15 protein-coding genes and 2 pseudogenes are annotated in these 18,822 nt (G+C 41.3%); 13 read left to right on the forward strand and 4 right to left on the reverse strand.

All coding sequences use genetic code 11. The features are described 5' to 3' along the window. The first annotated feature begins 197 nt into the window (after positions 1-197). The 7 genes and pseudogenes from ACU8V8_RS04495 (at position 198) to ACU8V8_RS04525 (ending at position 6,688) form a co-directional block, all read left to right on the forward strand. A pseudogene (locus ACU8V8_RS04495) lies at positions 198-2,989 on the forward strand (monovalent cation/H+ antiporter subunit A). Further along, entirely contained in the window at positions 2,989-3,336 is a 348-nt protein-coding gene (locus tag ACU8V8_RS04500; protein ID WP_064667620.1) for a Na+/H+ antiporter subunit C, read from the forward strand. Before ACU8V8_RS04495 ends, ACU8V8_RS04500 begins: the two are co-directional and overlap by 1 nt. Next, a complete protein-coding gene (locus ACU8V8_RS04505) occupies positions 3,333-4,850 on the forward strand; it encodes a monovalent cation/H+ antiporter subunit D (protein WP_290209580.1) in 1,518 nt (505 codons plus the stop codon). The genes ACU8V8_RS04500 and ACU8V8_RS04505 overlap by 4 nt, the downstream gene beginning before the upstream one ends. Then, positions 4,850-5,387: pseudogene (locus ACU8V8_RS04510) on the forward strand (Na+/H+ antiporter subunit E). Before ACU8V8_RS04505 ends, ACU8V8_RS04510 begins: the two are co-directional and overlap by 1 nt. Next, positions 5,381-5,650: a K+/H+ antiporter subunit F gene (locus ACU8V8_RS04515; protein WP_087530710.1), complete on the forward strand. Its 270-nt coding sequence runs from the start codon at positions 5,381-5,383 to the stop codon at positions 5,648-5,650. Before ACU8V8_RS04510 ends, ACU8V8_RS04515 begins: the two are co-directional and overlap by 7 nt. A 9-nt stretch (positions 5,651-5,659) precedes the next feature. Then, positions 5,660-5,992 carry a Na+/H+ antiporter subunit G gene (locus ACU8V8_RS04520; RefSeq protein ID WP_290209578.1) on the forward strand — a complete coding sequence of 111 codons (333 nt, stop codon included), beginning with the start codon at positions 5,660-5,662 and terminating at the stop codon, positions 5,990-5,992. 105 nt (positions 5,993-6,097) lie between these two features. Then, positions 6,098-6,688: a hypothetical protein gene (locus ACU8V8_RS04525; protein ID WP_446888971.1), complete on the forward strand. Its 591-nt coding sequence runs from the start codon at positions 6,098-6,100 to the stop codon at positions 6,686-6,688. 117 nt (positions 6,689-6,805) lie between these two features. On the opposite strand, the gene ACU8V8_RS04530 is transcribed toward ACU8V8_RS04525, so the two are convergent. Beyond that, the gene (locus ACU8V8_RS04530; protein ID WP_446888972.1) at positions 6,806-8,836 is read right to left on the reverse strand and encodes a BCCT family transporter; all 2,031 of its coding nucleotides are present in this window, start codon (positions 8,834-8,836) and stop codon (positions 6,806-6,808) included. Positions 8,837-9,042: 206 nt separating this feature from the next. On the opposite strand from ACU8V8_RS04530, the gene ACU8V8_RS04535 reads away from it, so the two are divergent. Continuing rightward, a complete protein-coding gene (locus ACU8V8_RS04535) occupies positions 9,043-10,059 on the forward strand; it encodes a DUF2804 domain-containing protein (RefSeq protein WP_446888973.1) in 1,017 nt (338 codons plus the stop codon). 205 nt (positions 10,060-10,264) lie between these two features. Here ACU8V8_RS04535 and dapD read toward each other — a convergent pair whose 3' ends face one another. The 3 genes from dapD to map are packed head-to-tail and all read right to left on the reverse strand — an operon-like array spanning position 10,265 to position 14,541. Beyond that, on the reverse strand, positions 10,265-11,092 hold the full coding sequence (gene dapD, locus ACU8V8_RS04540) for a 2,3,4,5-tetrahydropyridine-2,6-dicarboxylate N-succinyltransferase (RefSeq protein WP_290209574.1): 828 nt from the start codon (positions 11,090-11,092) through the stop codon (positions 10,265-10,267). Then, positions 11,080-13,716 (reverse strand): [protein-PII] uridylyltransferase, encoded by a 2,637-nt coding sequence (glnD, locus tag ACU8V8_RS04545; RefSeq protein ID WP_446888974.1) that lies wholly within the window; start codon positions 13,714-13,716, stop codon positions 11,080-11,082. Before glnD ends, dapD begins: the two co-directional genes overlap by 13 nt. A 12-nt stretch (positions 13,717-13,728) precedes the next feature. Next, positions 13,729-14,541, reverse strand: coding sequence for a type I methionyl aminopeptidase (gene map / locus ACU8V8_RS04550; RefSeq protein ID WP_290209571.1), 813 nt, complete (start codon positions 14,539-14,541; stop codon positions 13,729-13,731). Between the two features lie 245 nt (positions 14,542-14,786). Here map and rpsB point away from each other — a divergent pair, with 245 nt between their 5' ends. The 5 genes from rpsB (at position 14,787) to ACU8V8_RS04575 (ending at position 18,812) form a co-directional block, all read left to right on the forward strand. Beyond that, positions 14,787-15,515 (forward strand): 30S ribosomal protein S2, encoded by a 729-nt coding sequence (gene rpsB / locus ACU8V8_RS04555; RefSeq protein WP_256826412.1) that lies wholly within the window; start codon positions 14,787-14,789, stop codon positions 15,513-15,515. A 104-nt stretch (positions 15,516-15,619) separates the two neighbouring features. After that, a complete protein-coding gene (tsf, locus tag ACU8V8_RS04560) occupies positions 15,620-16,471 on the forward strand; it encodes a translation elongation factor Ts (RefSeq protein ID WP_290209567.1) in 852 nt (283 codons plus the stop codon). A 158-nt stretch (positions 16,472-16,629) separates the two neighbouring features. After that, positions 16,630-17,379 (forward strand): UMP kinase, encoded by a 750-nt coding sequence (gene pyrH, locus ACU8V8_RS04565; RefSeq protein ID WP_087530699.1) that lies wholly within the window; start codon positions 16,630-16,632, stop codon positions 17,377-17,379. Between the two features lie 50 nt (positions 17,380-17,429). After that, complete coding sequence (gene frr, locus ACU8V8_RS04570) at positions 17,430-17,951, forward strand: ribosome recycling factor (RefSeq protein ID WP_446889584.1); 522 nt, start codon at positions 17,430-17,432, stop codon at positions 17,949-17,951. Between the two features lie 81 nt (positions 17,952-18,032). After that, positions 18,033-18,812, forward strand: a complete 780-nt coding sequence (locus ACU8V8_RS04575; RefSeq protein ID WP_290209564.1) for an isoprenyl transferase — start codon at positions 18,033-18,035, stop codon at positions 18,810-18,812. Positions 18,813-18,822: the final 10 nt, after the last annotated feature.

The following is an 18,822-nucleotide window of genomic DNA, read 5'->3' on the forward strand; positions in this document are numbered from 1 at the left end:
TAAATTGACGTTAAATTAGTCTAAAATATCAGCAGGTAGGGAGGCTTGCTATAGACAAAATGTCCCTCAGTCAGTATAACTATACCTATATATAATATTCATTTAAGCTGAATTAAAAACCATTTCAATGACCAGTACACAACTAAAATTAACTATTAGCGTATTGATATTCTTATGACTTTAAAAGGTTCCTCATTATGACTTTGCTCTGGATACCCTTGTTATCCTTAATTGGCAGTGTTATTTCTTCATGCACCGGCAAATTATCTCGTAATCAAACCACGAGCCTGACCTTAATGGCACCTTTGTGTGCGTTAGCGATTGCAATTTACCATACCCCAGCCGTATTAAGTGGAGAAACAATCCGTTATACCCTTAATTGGATCCCGGCATTGGGCATGGAGATCGCATTTCGTTTAGATGGTTTAAGCCTGCTATTCATTTTTATGATTTTAGGCATAGGCTCACTCGTTATTTTCTATACGCGTTATTATTTAAGTAGTAACGACTCTATGCCAAAACTGTATAGTTATTTAATGCTGTTTATGACTGCAATGCTCGGTATTGTTATGTCTAATAATGTTATTCAATTATGGCTGTTTTGGGAGCTAACCAGTATAAGCTCTTTCTTATTGATCAGCTATTGGTGGCATAAATCCGAAGCGCGTAAAGGTGCACGTATGGCGCTTGCGGTTACCGGTGCTGGCGGCTTAGCGCTACTGGGTGGTTTATTGTTACTGGGTGATATCGTTGGTAGTTATAACCTTGATACCATTTTAGCTAGTCGTGTATTAATTCAATCACATGATTTGTATGAACTTGCTTTAGTATTAGTATTATTAGGTGCGTTTACTAAATCTGCTCAATTCCCATTCCATTTTTGGTTACCTCATGCCATGGCTGCACCAACACCGGTAAGTGCTTATTTGCACTCGGCAACCATGGTGAAAGCGGGTATTTTCTTAATGGCGCGTTTTCATCCAGCGCTTGCGGGTAACGACACCTGGTTTATTCTAGTAGCGATGACCGGTTTGGCAACATTGTTAGTGGGTGCTTACATTGCTTTATTTAAACATGATCTAAAGGGGCTCTTAGCGTACTCGACAATTAGCCACCTTGGCTTAATCACTTTATTATTAGGCCTAGATACAGAGCTTGCTACAGTTGCTGCTATCTTTCATATAATCAATCACGCCACGTTTAAAGCATCACTGTTTATGGCAACGGGTATTATTGATCATGAAACCGGTACTCGTGATATGCGTAAACTCAATGGTATGTGGCGGTTTATGCCATATACTGCGACTTTGGCGATGGTTGCTGCTGCAGCGATGGCGGGTGTGCCACTGTTAAACGGTTTCTTGTCAAAAGAAATGTTTTTTGCTGAAACTTTACACCAGCAGGTGCTGGGTTCTATGTCTTGGTTAATTCCAGTGCTGGCTACGTTGGCCGCTGCGTTTTCTGTTGCCTATTCAGCTCGTTTCATTCATGACGTTTTCTTTAACGGCGACCCAATTGATTTACCAAAAACACCACATGAGCCGCCACGCTATATGCGAGTACCTATCGAAATATTAGTAGTGCTGTGCTTATTAGTGGGTATGTTTCCGAACTTTGTAGTGGATGGTATTCTATCAGCAGCGTCACTTGCTGTGCTCGGTGATGCAACCCCTGAGTTTAAATTGTCTATTTGGCATGGTTTTAACTTGCCTTTATTAATGAGTTTTATTGCTTCTGCATGTGGTGTGTTTATTTATATTCAACGCAAACACTTATTTCAATTTCAGGCATCTCTACCGGCATTTAATGCTAAAAAGACATTTGAAAGAGTTCTTTATAGTGTTATTAAGTGGAGTCAAGATAAAATCCAAAGCACAGAAAATGGCTCATTACAGCGCTATATAGTAATAATGCTGGGAGTTGTATTGCTGTGTGCAGGTTGGCCGTTATTTGAAATGGGTGCATTAGCAGGCACAGCACCAAGTACGCCAATTGATTTTCATAATGCAATAGGTGCTGGTTTATTAATTATAGGTGCTATCAGCACTGTACTTTGGCATCGCTCACGCATGGTATCATTATTAATGATATCAATAGTGGGCTTAATGGTATCTGTTGCCTTCACTCGTTTCTCTGCGCCTGACTTAGCATTAACGCAATTAACGGTAGAAGTAGTGACGGTCATACTGCTTATGTTGGCATTGTTTTTCTTACCTCAACGTACGCCAAAAGAGTCAAGCTCTTTACGTATTTTACGTGACTTAGGTATTGCCTCGGCTGTGGGGGTCGTGGTCGCGAGTATTTGTTATGCGTTACTTACTCGTCCGCTTGAATCAATTTCGGATTTCTTTGTTGCCAATGCTAAAACAGGCGGTGGGGGACTAACGTTGTAAACGTTATTTTAGTCGATTTTAGGGGCTTTGATACGCTAGGTGAAATCACGGTATTGGGTATTGCTGCTCTGGGTATTTATAAGTTACTTGCTAATTTACCGCTGTTTATGCCTGCCAGTGATAGTGAAGGGCGTCCGTGGGCTCGTGAGCGCTACCCGATACTATTATCGAGCATTTCGCAGAGTTTATTACCTTTGGCTTTATTAGTATCGGCCTATATCTTTTTACGAGGTCACAATTTACCAGGTGGAGGCTTTATTGCAGGGCTAGTGACGTCTATTGCATTTATTTTGCAGTATATGGCTCGCGGCTCGGTGTGGATCACCTCGCGCTTTGATGTAAATTACCGCAAAATTATTGCATCAGGTATTGCTATTGCTATGTTTACAGGGCTAGGTAGTTGGGCGTTTGGTCGACCGTTTTTAACCACATGGTTCGACTACTTTGATATCCCATTTGTTGGTAAAACTGAGCTGGCAAGTGCCATTATATTTGATTTAGGTGTGTATTTAACGGTTGTTGGCGCTACGCTGATGATTTTAGCTAGCCTTGGCAAGCTGACAGCAGATGCACCAAAAGAAGAGGTAAATATTTAATGGAACTGTTATACGCATCGTGTGTAGGTGTATTAGTGACTTGTGGTATTTACTTGCTCCTACGAGCTCGTACTTTTCCTGTTGTACTGGGGCTGACCATGATTTCCTATGCTGTAAACTTGTTTTTATTTTCAGCTGGACGCTTAACAATTAATAAAGCAGTGGTATTGGGTACTGGTGCTGATTATGCAGATCCTTTACCGCAAGCTTTGGTTTTGACCGCCATAGTTATCGGGTTTGCTATGACCGCATTCGTGGTTATTTTAGCTATACGTGGCCGTGCTGATTTAGGTAACGACCATGTCGATGGCCACCTTGTTAAAAGTAATAACAAGGAGCACAGATGATTCAGCATATAGCTTCATGGCCTGTATTGCTCCCTATGCTGGCAGCAATACTTTTGTTAATGCCTCCGTGTGGTAAAAGTATTCCAATTCGTCGGGTGGTCTCGATTGTCATGTCAATCATCACTGCCTGTGTAAGTGTCGCGCTATTAATTAGTGTTTATAAAAATGGCCCCATAGTATATGCCATTGGTGATTGGCAAGCCCCGTTTGGTATTGTGCTGGTAGCGGATTTATTATCAGTGTTAATGGTAGCTTTAACCTCATTTTTAGCTTTAGCAGTGGCCCTATATAGCAGTGTAGGTGATGATGAAAAAGGCAGCTTTTTTCATCCACTAGTACACTTTCTCGTGTTAGGTGTGAATGGTGCGTTCTTAACAGGCGATCTATTTAATCTATTTGTTTTCTTTGAAGTTTTGCTAATTGCATCATATGCCTTACTGATGCATGCGGGCGATAAACATAAAACCCGTGCTGCTTTGCAATACGTTATTTTAAATTTAATCGGTTCAAGTGTCTTTTTAATCGCTTTGGGGATTTTATATGGTGTATTGGGTACGTTAAATATTGCCGATATGTCACTTAAAGTTGCGCAACTACAAGGGGATGACGTATATCTTGCTAAGATTGGTGGTTTGTTATTACTGGTCGTGTTTGCCTTAAAAGGGGCGTTATTACCTCTTCATTTGTGGTTACCTAATACCTATGCTAGCGCAATGCCGGTAGTTGCTGCTTTATTTGCGATTATGACTAAGGTAGGCGTGTACGCTATGTTACGTGTTTACACAGTTATATTTGGTGAAAACGCTGGACTCTTAAATCATATGGCGCAGCCTTGGCTTTGGGGGTTAGCAATAGCAACCATTGTTATTGGTGCTATTGGTGTGCTTGCTGCACAAGACTTACGTAAGCTCACAGCCAACCTTGTCATTGTATCTGTAGGCACCTTGGTTGCTTTAGTGGCTATACAGCATGTTAGCGCAACAGCTGCACTCCTTTATTACCTAGTTCACTCTACATTGGTATGTGCGGCACTGTTTTTATTAGCTGACTTAATATCCCATCAGCGTGGAAAAGTGGCTGACAGATTGGCTCCAGGGCGAGGTGTAGCACAACCAGTATTATTAGGAACATGCTTTATTATTGCTGCACTTGCGGTAGTGGGCATGCCGCCTTTATCTGGTTTTGTCGGTAAAATTTGGATTTTGAAAACAACCTTAGACAGCGAACGAGCTTTAGTATTTTGGCCGGTGTATTTGATTGCTAGTTTTGCTTTGCTAGTTGCATTAACACGAGCAGGAACCAGTTTATTTTGGGAACGTAAGCACCAAGACCGTGAACACCCAAACGATGGTAATGCTAAACCAGTGCAAGTAATTGCAGTAATAGGCTTATTGGCAGGTTCGCCATTAATGGTTATTTTTGGCGGCCCAATCAGCGAATATATGATTGCTGCTGCTACTCAATTACATGATATTAGTACAAGTATAAATACCGTGCTTAAGGGAGGTTTATAATGCGTTTAGAATCCCGTTTTCGCTGGTTGCCAACACCATTTCGCAGCCTCCTATTGTTTGTTGTTTGGTTGTTGCTTAACAACAGTGTATCGCCTGGACACTTAGTGCTGGCAACATTATTTGCTTTTTTTTATTCCTATTATTACGTTTCCGTTTCGCGAGCCGCAACCGCTTATCATTAAACCAGGACTTGCGATTAAACAGTTATTACTCGTGCTTTACGATATTGTGACTGCTAACGTGCAAGTGGCACTGTTGATTCTCGGGCCAGTTAAAAACCTACGTCCAGCCTTTGTCAAAGTGCCACTGGACTTAAGTCATGAAATGCCAATTACTATACTGGCAAGTACGGTTTCGCTCACCCCAGGTACTGTAAGTGCAGAGGTTTACCCTATCCCTGAGTCACTTCCTGAGGGGGAAGAGCCTACACAACGTTATTTATTGATCCATGTTTTAGATTTAGCCGATGAGCAAGAGTTGATTGACACAATCAAAAAGCGTTATGAAGCACCGCTTAAGGAGATTTTTCAATGTTAGAAACGGTATTTTTAATCGTCTTTGCAATGATTGGTTTATCGCTATTACTTAATTTATGGCGGCTTGTTGTTGGTCCTTCAGTCCCTGATAGAATTTTGGCGCTTGACACCATGTATATAAATACTATTGCTTTGATCATACTGTATGGTATGAATATGGGAACTGGGCTGTATTTTGAAGCAGCTTTACTCATTGCTATGTTAGGTTTTGTCAGCACAGTCGCAGTATGTAAATATTTGCTACGCGGCGATATAATTGAATAAGGTAATTGTATGTACAGTGAATGGATAGTGTCTATTTTATTGCTGATCGGTGGCGCATTTATCTTAATTGGCTCTATTGGTTTAATTAAAATGCCAGACTTTTTTATGCGCTTGCACGGCCCAACTAAAGCAACGACTCTAGGCATGGCAGGGGTATTAATTGCAGCTATGGTCTTTTTCAGCAATACGCAAGATGGGATAAGTGTTAAAGAGCTATTGATCACCATCTTTTTATTAATTACTGCTCCAATCAGTGGTTATATGTTAATAAAATCAGCGATACATCATAAGTTAAAAGCCAAACAGGGTACTAAAGGACTTGATAACGTTGAAGATGATTAAGTGATTATATTCATTTTGTTTTACGAAACCCGCTGAGTTTATCTGAGCGGGTTTTTTGCTTACTATAGCTAAATATCCGTACTGAATAATACAACGCTATTAACTATGATAATTAATAAAAAACTGATGCTCGCTAGCTTACTTATATTGTTGCCGCTAATAGATAGCCTATTTGTACCAACGGCCTTTGGCTTGCAATACCATAGTGAAAAGGCGATGTACTTATTAAGCGCCTATTTTATACCGGTAAAGTTAATTCTAGTTATTGCCGGAGGTATACTATTGGCACGTTTTGCTAAAGCCCAAGCAGAGAGTGATAAATCAAGTAATTGGTATAGCAAATTGTATACGCTCGTTTTATTTGGCCTTGCAATCATACAGTGTGCACTATTCCTAATTATTTGTACCATGTACATTATTGTTGGGAGCCAAGCAGATGATTATCAGCAACAGGGCAATATCAGTGTTTATACCGCTGATGTTGGTAAGCTCGGCGAAGCGACTCATTACTTTTCATATCAGTGTACTGATCAAAACGGTTTCTATACCTTAACACCTATCGCAACACTAGATTGGCTTGGACATTTTAGCTTTAGTGTACAAGAGCGTACGTTAGTCATTGAGCACAATGACTACAGCGCTCAAGGCGAGCAAACTAAGCGGATTGATTTGAGCCACTACCGTTGTGAAGATTGAGTAGTTTTAATCAATAGGAGGTAAGCCACGCTTTGAGCTAAGGCAGCTGCCTTAACTTAAAGCGTGGTTTGTATATCAACGAGTTGCTGTGATTATGATAAGGTAGCGTTTTGTAGATCAGTGCTTATCTGTATCTAGCATGTCATCATGCTTAGTCATATCCCATGGCAGTTCACCAGGGCTGTTATCTAAAAAGTGCAGGTAGTTTTCAAACTGATCAAGTATATCCTTAACAATATCATCTTCATTAAAGCCATAAATATCATAAGATAAACCTCCACGGCGTAAAAATACCTCGGCACGATAATAAAGCTCAGGGTCATCCTCAATGTGTTTTAACTCAGCGTAAGCGAAGCTTGGTGTTGCATGCTCTGTCAGCCTAATATCATACACAAAGTCTACATGCTCATGCCTTAACACTGTTAGAAAAGCACGGCTCATGACATCGTCAAATTCGACAACAGCTTGCCATTGACGCGTTTTTAACTCGGCTTGTACTGATTTCATTGCGCTAATAACAACTTGACTGATAAAAACATGCACGTCGTTCTTGTTAGGGTAACTTACCATTGCAGCTAACCGGCGCTTCCAGTGTGAGAGGTCTGGATTTTTATTGGTTAACGTATGTGCTTGTAAGCTGGAATCTCTGTGTCCTTCAATGCGTAGGGCCCGCCATAGACCAAGGGTTGCAAGTAACATGATCACAGCAAAGGGCAATGCACTGGCTATCGTCATTGTTTGTAGCGCACTCAAACCACCGGCAAGCAATAGCACAGATGCGACGGTGCCCTCTAATACAGCCCAAAAAACGCGCTGCCAAGCTGGCGTATCGAGGCTGCCACCAGAAGCAAGTGAATCAATAACTAATGATCCTGAATCAGATGAGGTGACGAAAAATGTAATAATGAGAATTACGGTCAGCAACGAGATAAAGAATGACCAAGGTAGGGCTTCAAATAATTGAAATAACGCGACAGCGTGATTCGCTTGAACATCAGCAATTAAGGTGTCAAATCCTTCATTCATTATAAGATTTAATGCTGTATCGCCAAACACAGAGAACCATAAAAAGGTAAAAATAGTTGGTACTAACATAACACCCACGACAAATTGCCTAATAGTGCGGCCGCGGCTAATTTTAGCAATGAACATGCCTACAAAAGGTGCCCAAGCAATTGTCCAGCCAAATATAAATAATGTCCAATTGCCTATCCAGTCACTGCGACTATAGGCTTGTAAGTTAAATGTACGTTCAACAATACCGCTTAAGTAACTCCCGGTATTTTGCAAAAATGATTCTAAAATATGGATGCTTGAACCGACAAAAAAGACAAAAGTCATTAACGTGATTGCTAACACCATGTTTAAAATAGAGAGGCGCTTTACGCCTTTATCCATACCTGCGACAACAGAGATCGTCGCCGCGGTAGTTATCAAGGCAATGGCAATAATTTGTACCGTAGTATTAACAGGAATACTTGGCCATAAGTAATGTAACCCAGCATTGATTTGTGTAACTGACAAACCTAATGTGGTTGCTATGCCAAATAGGGTGCCTAAGATTGCAAATACATCCACCGTATGGCCAATTGGGCCATGAATTTTGTCACCAATAAGTGGGTATAATGCAGAGCGAATCGATAGTGGCAGGCCATGACGAAAAGCAAAGTAAGCAAGTACTAAACCGACAATGCCGTAAATAGCCCAGATATGGAAGCCCCAATGAAAAAAGGCAATTTGCATTGCTTGTTTAGCTGCATCCACGGTTTCTGCGGCGCCACTTGGTGGGGATGCATAATGTAAAACGGGTTCAGCAACACCAAAATAAAGTAATGCTACACCATAGCCTGCAGAAAACAGCATGGCAAACCACTCGGTAAAACTGTACTGGGGCTGAGCATGATCGGGGCCGAGTTTTATGTTGCCCCAACTTGATGCGGCAACAGAGACAATAAATACTAAAAATATAGCGACAGATAACATATAAAACCAACCAAAGGTTTCAGTTATCCAAGATAAAGTAACGCTGAATGCTTCTCCAGCCAGTTCAGGGTTACTAATAGTACCGAGTACTAAGCACAAAATGATTAACACTGCAGGTAAAAATACAGGCAGCAAAATAGTTGAGCGTAAGGTCTTTTTCGTCATATATTAATCCTTAATATTGAGAGCTAACTTTAAAGCATGCCTATTTACCTTATTACATCTGCTAAGTACTGGCTAATTTTGTCGCTTGTTTTCTTTACCCAAAATAGATAAAACGATAAGGCTTAGTCTTTTAACAACCCTCAAATAACAGTACTCTATATAAGTATTGATGCCTAAATGCTCAACGTTAACTGGATTTAATAGCAATGAAAAAATTAATTAATCAATATGGTGAAGCTAAATTTGGGGTGTTTGAACAAGGGATTGAGCAAATTAATTATCTGGATTTTGATTTGCGCGGTAACATGGGCAAGCGCAAAAGCCTGCTTGCGAAAAAACTAAAGTTTAACCAGTTTCAATTTATAAGTTTTACTTGTGAAACTCTTATTGTTGGCTTGGCGATTGTTGATTTAAAAATTGCCAGTAACTGCTTTGTCTATGTATATCACCCAAGCACTGGTGAATTTGAGGAATGTAGCTTTACCAATTTATTTGCTATAGGCACTTACATTGACCCTAAGCCAAACTCAGGCAAGGCGCATTTTCATAAAGGCGCGAATAGTGTCACGATCAGTGCTGGTTCAGGTCAGCGTAAAGTCACAGTATGCTTAAAAGCAGGCCTAAAAATAAAGGCTGCCATTGATGAGTCAGTAAATTATAACCCGCTTACGGTGTGTGCAAGAGCGGGTTTTACCGGTTTTCACTTTACCCAAAAAGTTGCAGCACTACCTTGCTCAGGCTCTATCGAATGGCGAGGCAAACATATCAACCTTGAGCAAGTAAAAGCGCTGGCAAGTGTTGATTGGAGCGCAGGCTTTATGCGGCGAGAAACATTTTGGAACTGGGGGAGCTTAGCTTGTACCTTAGCCGATGGCAGACGTTTAGGTTTAAACCTTGCTGCTGGTGTTGTTGAAACTGGTTTTACAGAAAACGCACTGTGGCTTGATGACTCTTTAATAAAAATAGATATGGTCGATTTTAGGTTTCAGCGTTATGGCGATAAAAACGATTGCAGACAATGGCAGTTGCGCTCAAACGACGGCATCATAAACCTAACCTTTGAGCCTGTAGGTAAACGACAAGATAAAACTAATTTACTCATCATCGCCAGTAACTTTACCCAACACTTCGGTCGTTTTTATGGCCAAATCACCCTCGAAAATGAAGTGATTACACTCAATGGAGAGTGGGGCTTTACCGAAGATCATTATGCGAAATGGTAAGGAGAGTATTTTTAGCCGTTAGCCGTTAGCCGTTAGCCGTTAGCCGTTAGCCGTCAGTTTAGTCATTTTTGACATGACTGGGAAAAAGTAAGCACTTGGCTTTAATTCATTCATTTGTATTGAGTGAAAATAAAATAACTGGGAATGATATCCTCAAACCCAGCTATATATAGCAAATCAGCTGATCGCTGAAAGTTAACGGCTCTTATTCGTCTATTGAACGAAGTAGGGCGTTAATACCCACTTTTTCTCGGGTTTGTTGGTCTACTTTCTTAACGATGATTGCAGCGTATAAGCTGTGAGTGCCATCTTTTGATGGTAATGCACCAGGTACAACAACAGCACCTGCTGGAACACGGCCATAGTGAATTTCGCCGGTTTCACGGTCGTAGATACGCGTGCTTTGGCTGATGTAAACGCCCATTGAGATCACTGCACCTTCTTCAACAACCACACCTTCTACAATTTCAGAACGAGCGCCAATAAAACAGTTATCTTCGATAATAGTTGGATTAGCTTGTAATGGCTCTAAAACTCCACCTATGCCCACGCCACCCGATAGGTGAACGTTCTTGCCTATTTGTGCGCATGAGCCTACAGTGGCCCATGTATCAACCATGGTACCGTCATCAACATAAGCACCAATGTTTACGTATGATGGCATTAGTACCACGTTTTTACCGACAAAGCTGCCTTTACGAGCGACAGCGTTTGGTACTACGCGCATACCACCTTGCTGAAATTGTTCAGGCGTGTAATCACTGAATTTAAGCGGTACTTTATCGTAGAACTGGTTCACACCATCGTTCATCGGTTCGTTATCACGGATCCGAAATGACAGTAATACCGCTTTTTTCAACCATTGATGAACGACCCACTCACCACTGATTTTCTCAGCAACTCGTGCAGCACCGCTATCAAGTAATTCAAGCGCGTCAATAATCGCTTGTTTTACATCGCTTGATACAGTGCTTGGGCTGATGCTGTCGCGGTTATCCCAGGCGTTTTCAATCATGGTTTTTAAATCTGACATAAGGTCCTCTTATTCTGTTTCTGCGTTGAGTTTTTTACGCAATGCTTGATGAATTTTTGCTTGTTCTTCGTCTGTAAGGGCTTGGTATTCGTTATTTGATACCACGAAAAATCTTCTGCACGTTCGCCTACGGTAGTGATACGTGCTGCATGTATATGTAATAAATGAGCTTGAAAAACCTCGGCTATTTTGGTCAATAAGCCAGGAATATCCACCGCTTGAATTTCTATTAAACTGCGGTCTTTACGTGGGTGAGGGCGTAAAATGATTTTAGGTTTAATATTAAAGTCTTTAAAGCGTTGTGAGCGATTCTTTTTAAAGCGTATTTTTTTACGTGGATCTGCTAATGCTTGATCAAGTCCGCGTTTTATCGATTGTGCGCGACCACTTGCAATTGGATCGCCATTAACTTCTAACACTACAAAGCTGAATAGCACATAACCATCACGGGTTGTGAGAACCTGTGCATGTTGTACTTGTGCTTTTTTCGAGCCTATTACATTTACTAAACGCGCAAAAATAGCACCTGAATAGGGGCTGTAAACAAAGACTTGGGTTCCACCGTGCATAGCTTTATTAGACACTATCACACTTGGTTGTGTGAGGTCTGAATTAATCAAATGCTCGCTGTGCCAAGATATCTGCTGTTCACTAAATGCTGTGAAATAGTTGGCTTTAAAGCGACTCCAGATCAAGTCTATTTTTTCTTCACTAAAACCGTGATTAAGTAAGCGTTGTTTCGCTTGGCGCTTCTTGTCACGGATTTGGTCGCGTTGATCCATCGGGTTTTCAAGGCCTAAGCGAAGAGCCCGTTGAGTGTGTAAATATAACTCGCGCAGTAGGGTATTTTTCCAGTCATTCCATAAGTTATCATTGGTGGCGCGTATATCGGCAACGGTTAAACAGTATAAGTAATCAAGTTGGCGCTCAGTTTTGACCTTTGAAGCAAACTCTTTAATAACGTCAGGGTCATTGATGTCCTTACGTTGTGCCGTTACCGACATAAGTAAGTGATTAGCTACTAACCACGAAATGAGCTTACCATCTGAGTTTGCAAAGCGGTGCAACTTAGCAAAGGCTATTGCATCGACGGAGCCTAGCTCGGAGTGATCGCCACCACGACCCTTGGCAATATCATGAAATATACCCGCTAAGTAGAGTAACTCAGGTTTGTCCATGCGAGTAACTATTTCACAACATAATCGAAACTCATTAGCGTTAGATTTATCAAAGTACTGATAAATATTATTAATTAACTTATGGGTGTGCTCATCTACGGTATAGGCATGGAATAAATCAAACTGCATTTGACCAAAAATATTCCGCCATTGTGGTAAGTAAGCAGCAAGCATGCCGTGCTTATGCATTAGAGTAAATGCGCGGCCCATGCCGTTGGGATGTTTTATTATTCGTAAAAACGCTTCGCGACACGCGGCGTAATCTTGCAAATCACCCAGTAAACGACGGCGTACTTGGCGAATAGTGCGAATTGTACTTGGGTATATATGCGTGATTGCAGGGTTATCAGCAATATGCTCAAACAGCACAAACAGTTGATCGCGACGGAAAAACACGGATGGGTTTTTTACCCTAATTTGATGGCCAACGCGTTCAAAATTACGATCGAGCTCGATAACCGGTTGTTCGCTGGTTTCGGGCAAAATGCTTTGCTCGAAGTATGATAATAACATTTGGTTCAGCTCACGTACGCGGCTCATTATTCTGAACAAACGTTTCATCATTCGCTCAACAGAGGCCTTACCATCACTACCAAAACCGAGGATTTCTGCTGCGAGTGGTTGATGATCAAACAGTAAGCGGTTTTCTGAGCGTCCTGCCGCGAGATGCAGGGCAAAGCGAATATTCCATAAGTTCTCTAAACACTCAGAAAGCTCTTGGTATTCTTCATGGGTTAAGTAACCATGGCTGATTAGCTCTTGTAAGGTTTCAGCCCTAAAGTGCTTTTTAGCAACCCATATAATGGTTTGTAAATCACGCAGTCCCCCCGGGTTTTCTTTAATATTTGGCTCTAAGTTGTAGGCAGTACCATGACATTTCTTATGGCGTAAATTTTGTTCTTGTACTTTTGCCAAAAAGAAGTCGTCTGAGCGCCAAATTGGGGTGTCGAGAATATGATTTTTTAGTTTTTCATATTCGATATGATTGCCAAATAATAAACGGCTTTCTAGTAAGCTGGTGGCAAATGTAACGTCTTCACGTTTTTGCTCAATCGCTTGGTCTATGGTACGAACGCTGTGGCCTATCTCTAAACCTAAGTCCCATAGCATGGTGACAAACTGGCCTATTTTTTCACAAATAGCGTCACTAGGCTGCTCTGTAACCAGTAACAAAAAATCGATGTCTGAGTAAGGGTGTAATTCACCACGGCCATAGCCGCCTACTGCAATGAGTGCTAAATCAGGCTCATGAGCTAAATCATAAACATGAAAAAGTTTGATCAGTAAGCGGTCTATAAATTCAGCGCGGGCATTAATCAAATTACCAACGGGTTGTTTTGAAAACTCGTTTTGCAACCATTTGTAAAAGTAAGCTGAACAGTCGCGGTAATCGGTTAGTTGCTCAGCATCGCTAAGCAACTTTTTTACTTTATTGGGTAATGCCACGTGGGCTGGCTCCTAATGTTCGATGATCCTGTCTATCGTATCATCTGATCGGAGCGTTAAAATTTCAACACCATTTTCAGTTACTAGTAGCGTGTGTTCCCACTGCGCAGACAAAGAACGGTCTTTTGTGACCACTGTCCAGTCATCTTTTAGCAATTTACATTGGCGTTTACCGGCATTGACCATAGGTTCAATAGTTAGGCACATGCCCGCTTTTAAAGCTTCTCCAGTGCCCGCACGGCCATAGTGCATGACTTGAGGTTCTTCGTGAAACTCAGCACCAATACCGTGGCCACAATATTCACGAACAATAGAATAATTGAATCCTTCAGCATATTTTTGAATCGCTTCACCGATATCTCCCAGACGGACGCCTGGTTTTACCATTTTTATCGCAAGATATAGGCTTTCTTGTGTAATTTGCGCAAGACGCTTGCCTTGGATATTAGGTGTGCCAACATGGTACATTTTTGAGGTATCGCCATGGTAACCATCTTTAATGACAGTGACATCAATATTAACACTGTCGCCGTCTTTTAATGGTTTATCATTTGGAATGCCATGGCAAATAACATGGTTTACAGAGGTACAAATTGACTTAGGGAAGCCATGGTAATTAAGTGGCGCAGGAATCGCTTTTTGCACATCGACAATATAATTATGACAAATTGTATTTAGTTCATCAGTGGTCACACCTGGCACTACGTGTGGCTCTATCATTTCTAGCACTTCAGCCGCTAAGCGCCCAGCAACACGCATTTTCTCTATTTCTTCAGGGGTCTTGATTACAGCACTCATAGAGGCTCCATAGTCGAGTTTTAACACATTTATCGTCGCACAATTTTTGCACGCGACGTTGAATATTTGTTTTTAATATGGTATAAAGCGCGCCGTCTTTTTACAAATAAATTCTTAAATGATTTTTTGTATTTAAGGCAAACACAATTTTATTTTAACACACACACGTATCGTCACATACACTTGGGTGCATTTGAAGTTAATAAAACTTCGGTGTTGGTGCTATGGGATATGTGGAGGCCTAACCCTAAACTACATAGAGGATTTACAAAATGGCAAACGTTTCAATGCGCGATATGCTTCAAGCTGGTGTTCACTTCGGTCACCAAGCACGTTACTGGAATCCTAAGATGAAGCCTTTCATCTTCGGTGCTCGTAACCGTGTTCATATCATCAACCTTGAGCAAACTGTACCAATGTTCAACGACGCACTTAAGTTTTTAACTGGTGCTGCAGCAAACAAAGGTAAAGTACTTTTCGTTGGTACAAAACGCGCAGCAAGCGAAGCAGTTAAAGACGCAGCTATCGCAAGCGATCAGTTTTACGTTAACCACCGTTGGTTAGGTGGTATGTTGACTAACTGGAAAACAGTTCGTCAATCAATCAAGCGTCTTAAAGACCTTGAAATCCAAAGCCAAGACGGTACTTTCGAGAAGTTAACTAAGAAAGAAACGTTAATGCTTAACCGTGAAATGGAAAAGCTTGAAAAGAGCCTTGGTGGTATCAAAAACATGGGCGGTCTTCCAGACGCGCTTTTCGTTATCGATGCTGACCACGAGCACATTGCAATCCGTGAAGCTAACAATCTAGGTATTCCAGTTGTTGCAATCGTTGATACTAACTCTAACCCAGACGGTGTTGATTACATCGTACCTGGTAACGATGATGCTATCCGTGCAATCAACCTTTACACTACCTCTGTTGCTGCTGCAATCACTGAAGGTCGTGAAAACAACATCGTTGCTCAAGCTGAGAAAGACGATTTCGTTGAAGCTGAGTAATTAGCTGTCATCAAGTCTTCATCTAAATTTAGATGAAGACTTGCTATTCTTGTAGAGCGGGTAACCCGCTTATCTAACCTGAATTCAGATTTGAGGATTTACTAATGGCTGTAACTACTGCCCTAGTTAAAGAATTACGCGAGCGTACTGGCGCTGGCATGATGGATTGTAAAAAAGCGTTAACTGAAACTGATGGCGACATCGAGTTAGCGATTGAAAACATGCGTAAGAGCGGTGCTGCAAAGGCTGCTAAAAAAGCAGGTAACATCGCTGCTGAAGGTACTATCATCATCAAGCAAAACGCGGGTGTTGCAGTACTTGTAGAAGTTAACTGTCAAACTGACTTCGTAGCTAAAGACGAAAGCTTCCTAGCATTTGCTAACAAAGTTGCTGACGCTGCTATTGCTGACACTATCGCTATCGAAGACTTACAAGCTAAGTTCGAAGAAGATCGCGTTGAACTTGTGACTAAAATTGGTGAAAACATCAATGTACGTCGCCTTCAGTACATCACAGGTGAGCAACTAGTTGAGTACCGTCACGGTGAGCGTATTGGTGTTGTTGTAGCGGGTGTTGCTGATGAAGAAACACTTAAGCACGTTGCTATGCACGTAGCTGCTTCAAACCCAGACTACCTAACACCTGATGATGTACCTGCTGATGTTGTTGAAAAAGAAAAGCAAGTACAAATCGACATCGCGATGAACGAAGGTAAGCCTGCTGAAATCGCTGAGAAAATGGTTGTTGGTCGTATGAAGAAGTTCACTGGTGAGGTTTCTCTTACTGGTCAAGCTTTCATCATGGAACCGAAAAAGTCTGTTGGCGAAATTCTTAAAGAGAAAAACGCAACAGTTACTAGCTTCGTACGTATGGAAGTTGGTGCAGGTATCGAGAAGAAAGAAGAAGATTTTGCTGCTGAAGTAGCTGCGCAAATTGCTGCAGCTAAAGGTCAGTAAGATTAACTATTTGTGATGCAAAAGGAAAATACATGCAATTAAAGTACTATTTGCTTTTGCGTCATGCTTAGAAATTCTTTAAAATAACCGCGCTTTTATGTTTATCATAAGCGCGGTTATTTTTTATCCATAATTTAATAAAAGTTGGCCCCAATACTATGACTATCAATCGTAAACCTATTTTTAGACGTGTTCTTCTCAAATTAAGTGGTGAAGCCTTAATGGGAGACGAAGGCTTTGGCATCGATCCCAAAGTACTTGATCGTATGGCGCAAGAAATCAAAGAGCTAGTAGAACTCGACGTAGAAGTGGGTTTAGTTATCGGTGGTGGTAACTTCTTACGTGGTGGTTCTCTTGCCGAAGCAGGTATGAATCGCGTAGTAGGCGACCACATGGGTATGCTAGCAACTGTAATGAATGGCTTGGCAATGCGTGACGCGCTGCACCGTGCTTTTGTTAATTGTCGTTTGATGTCAGCAATCCCATTAAACGGTGTATGTGACGCTTACAACTGGGCTGAAGCAATTAGTTTATTAAAAACGGGACGTGTTGTAATTTTCGCTGCGGGCACAGGTAATCCATTCTTCACTACTGATTCAGCAGCGTGCTTGCGCGGTATCGAAATCGAAGCAGATACAGTGATAAAAGCAACCAAAGTTGATGGTGTATTTAGTGATGATCCGGTGAAAAATCCAGACGCAACACTTTATCGCCACTTAAGCTACAATGAAATCATTGATAAAGAACTAAAAGTAATGGATCTCGCTGCATTCACACTGGCGCGTGATCATAATATGCCACTGAGCGTATTTAATATGAACAAATCAGGCGCGTTAAAGCGTGTTATTATGGGCGAAGAAGAAGGCACTCTTATCTCTTCACAAGCCTCAGATGAAGTAACTAACTAGATTAGGATTGAACCGTGATAAACGATATTCAAAAAGATGCTGCAGAACGTATGCAGAAAAGTGTAACGGCACTTGGCAGTCAATTATCTAAAATTCGTACTGGCCGTGCTCATCCGGCACTTTTAGATGGCATTATGGTGTCATATTACGGTGCACCAACACCGTTAAATCAAGTAGCTAATGTTACGATTGAGGATTCACGTACACTTGCACTAAGTGTATTTGATAAGTCACTAGCACAAGCTGTAGAAAAAGCAATTATGGCTTCTGATTTGGGTTTAAACCCAATGTCAGCGGGCGCGGTTATTCGTGTACCACTTCCACCATTAACAGAAGAACGTCGTAAAGATTTAATTAAAATCGTACGTGGTGAAGTAGAAAGTGGCCGTGTGGCTATTCGTAATATCCGTCGTGACGCCAATGGTGATGTGAAAAGCTTATTGAAAGATAAAGACATTTCAGAAGATGAAGCGCACCAAGCTGAAGATGCTATTCAAAAGCTAACAGATAAATTCATCAAAGAGATGGATACTCAATTAACAGCGAAAGAAGCTGAGTTGATGGAAATCTAAGTAGCTAAATAACCTGAACCTCGGTTATGAAATTTATTAGTTTTGAAACGTCGTCTAGGGTATACTAGGCGGCGTTTTTTTATGGAATACTCGATATTTATGGTTCTTAACGCTGACAAAATTTCACAGCAATGTTTACCCAAGCATGTCGCTATAATCATGGACGGCAATGGGCGCTGGGCACAGGCTAAAAACAGACCGCGTGTTTACGGGCACAAAAAAGGTGTAGATGCTGTGCGTCAGTCTGTTCAATTTTGTACTAAATTGGGTGTAGAGTCGCTGACGTTATTCGCTTTTAGTAGTGAAAATTGGCAGCGTCCTGAAGACGAAGTTAGTACATTAATGGAATTATTTTTATTTGTCCTAAGCAAGGAAGTGAAAAAGCTTCATAAAAATAATGTAAAATTAACGATTATTGGCGACTTATCTCGTTTTTCTGACACTCTACGCAGTAAAGTTGATGCAGCGCATGTACTGACTGCAGATAACACAGGGCTTAAATTAAACGTGGCTGCAAATTACGGCGGCCGCTGGGATGTTGCTAATGCAGCAAAAAAGTTAGGAAAGCAGGTTGCTGCTGGACAATTAGACCCTAACGACATTACTGAGAAACTTATGGCTTCGCAAATGAGTATGCATGATCAGGCTGAACCTGATTTGCTGATCCGCACTGGTGGTGATTTGCGCATAAGTAACTTTTTATTATGGCAAGCAGCTTATGCTGAGCTTTATTTTACAGATACGCTTTGGCCAGACTTCAATGAAGCTGCTTTTGCTGACGCTATCGCCTGCTACGTTGCCAGAGAGCGACGATTCGGTTGTACCGGCGAACAAATAAAACAATTACTCGCCGAAACCTAATTAAAAGGGT

The sequence above is a fragment of the Pseudoalteromonas sp. SaAl2 genome (assembly GCF_052947895.1).

What these genes read in the sequence shown, in the direction of transcription:
- ACU8V8_RS04535 (WP_446888973.1), top strand. Translation starts at nt 9,043, where the DNA reads ATGAAAAAATTAATTAATCAATATGGTGAAGCTAAATTTGGGGTGTTT.
- rpsB (WP_256826412.1), top strand. Translation starts at nt 14,787, where the DNA reads ATGGCAAACGTTTCAATGCGCGATATGCTTCAAGCTGGTGTTCACTTC.
- ACU8V8_RS04515 (WP_087530710.1), top strand. Translation starts at nt 5,381, where the DNA reads ATGTTAGAAACGGTATTTTTAATCGTCTTTGCAATGATTGGTTTATCG.
- tsf (WP_290209567.1), top strand. Translation starts at nt 15,620, where the DNA reads ATGGCTGTAACTACTGCCCTAGTTAAAGAATTACGCGAGCGTACTGGC.
- ACU8V8_RS04530 (WP_446888972.1), bottom strand. Translation starts at nt 8,836, where the DNA reads ATGACGAAAAAGACCTTACGCTCAACTATTTTGCTGCCTGTATTTTTA.
- pyrH (WP_087530699.1), top strand. Translation starts at nt 16,630, where the DNA reads ATGACTATCAATCGTAAACCTATTTTTAGACGTGTTCTTCTCAAATTA.
- ACU8V8_RS04525 (WP_446888971.1), top strand. Translation starts at nt 6,098, where the DNA reads ATGATAATTAATAAAAAACTGATGCTCGCTAGCTTACTTATATTGTTG.
- ACU8V8_RS04520 (WP_290209578.1), top strand. Translation starts at nt 5,660, where the DNA reads ATGTACAGTGAATGGATAGTGTCTATTTTATTGCTGATCGGTGGCGCA.
- ACU8V8_RS04500 (WP_064667620.1), top strand. Translation starts at nt 2,989, where the DNA reads ATGGAACTGTTATACGCATCGTGTGTAGGTGTATTAGTGACTTGTGGT.
- frr (WP_446889584.1), top strand. Translation starts at nt 17,430, where the DNA reads ATGCAGAAAAGTGTAACGGCACTTGGCAGTCAATTATCTAAAATTCGT.
- ACU8V8_RS04575 (WP_290209564.1), top strand. Translation starts at nt 18,033, where the DNA reads ATGGAATACTCGATATTTATGGTTCTTAACGCTGACAAAATTTCACAG.
- ACU8V8_RS04505 (WP_290209580.1), top strand. Translation starts at nt 3,333, where the DNA reads ATGATTCAGCATATAGCTTCATGGCCTGTATTGCTCCCTATGCTGGCA.
- dapD (WP_290209574.1), bottom strand. Translation starts at nt 11,092, where the DNA reads ATGTCAGATTTAAAAACCATGATTGAAAACGCCTGGGATAACCGCGAC.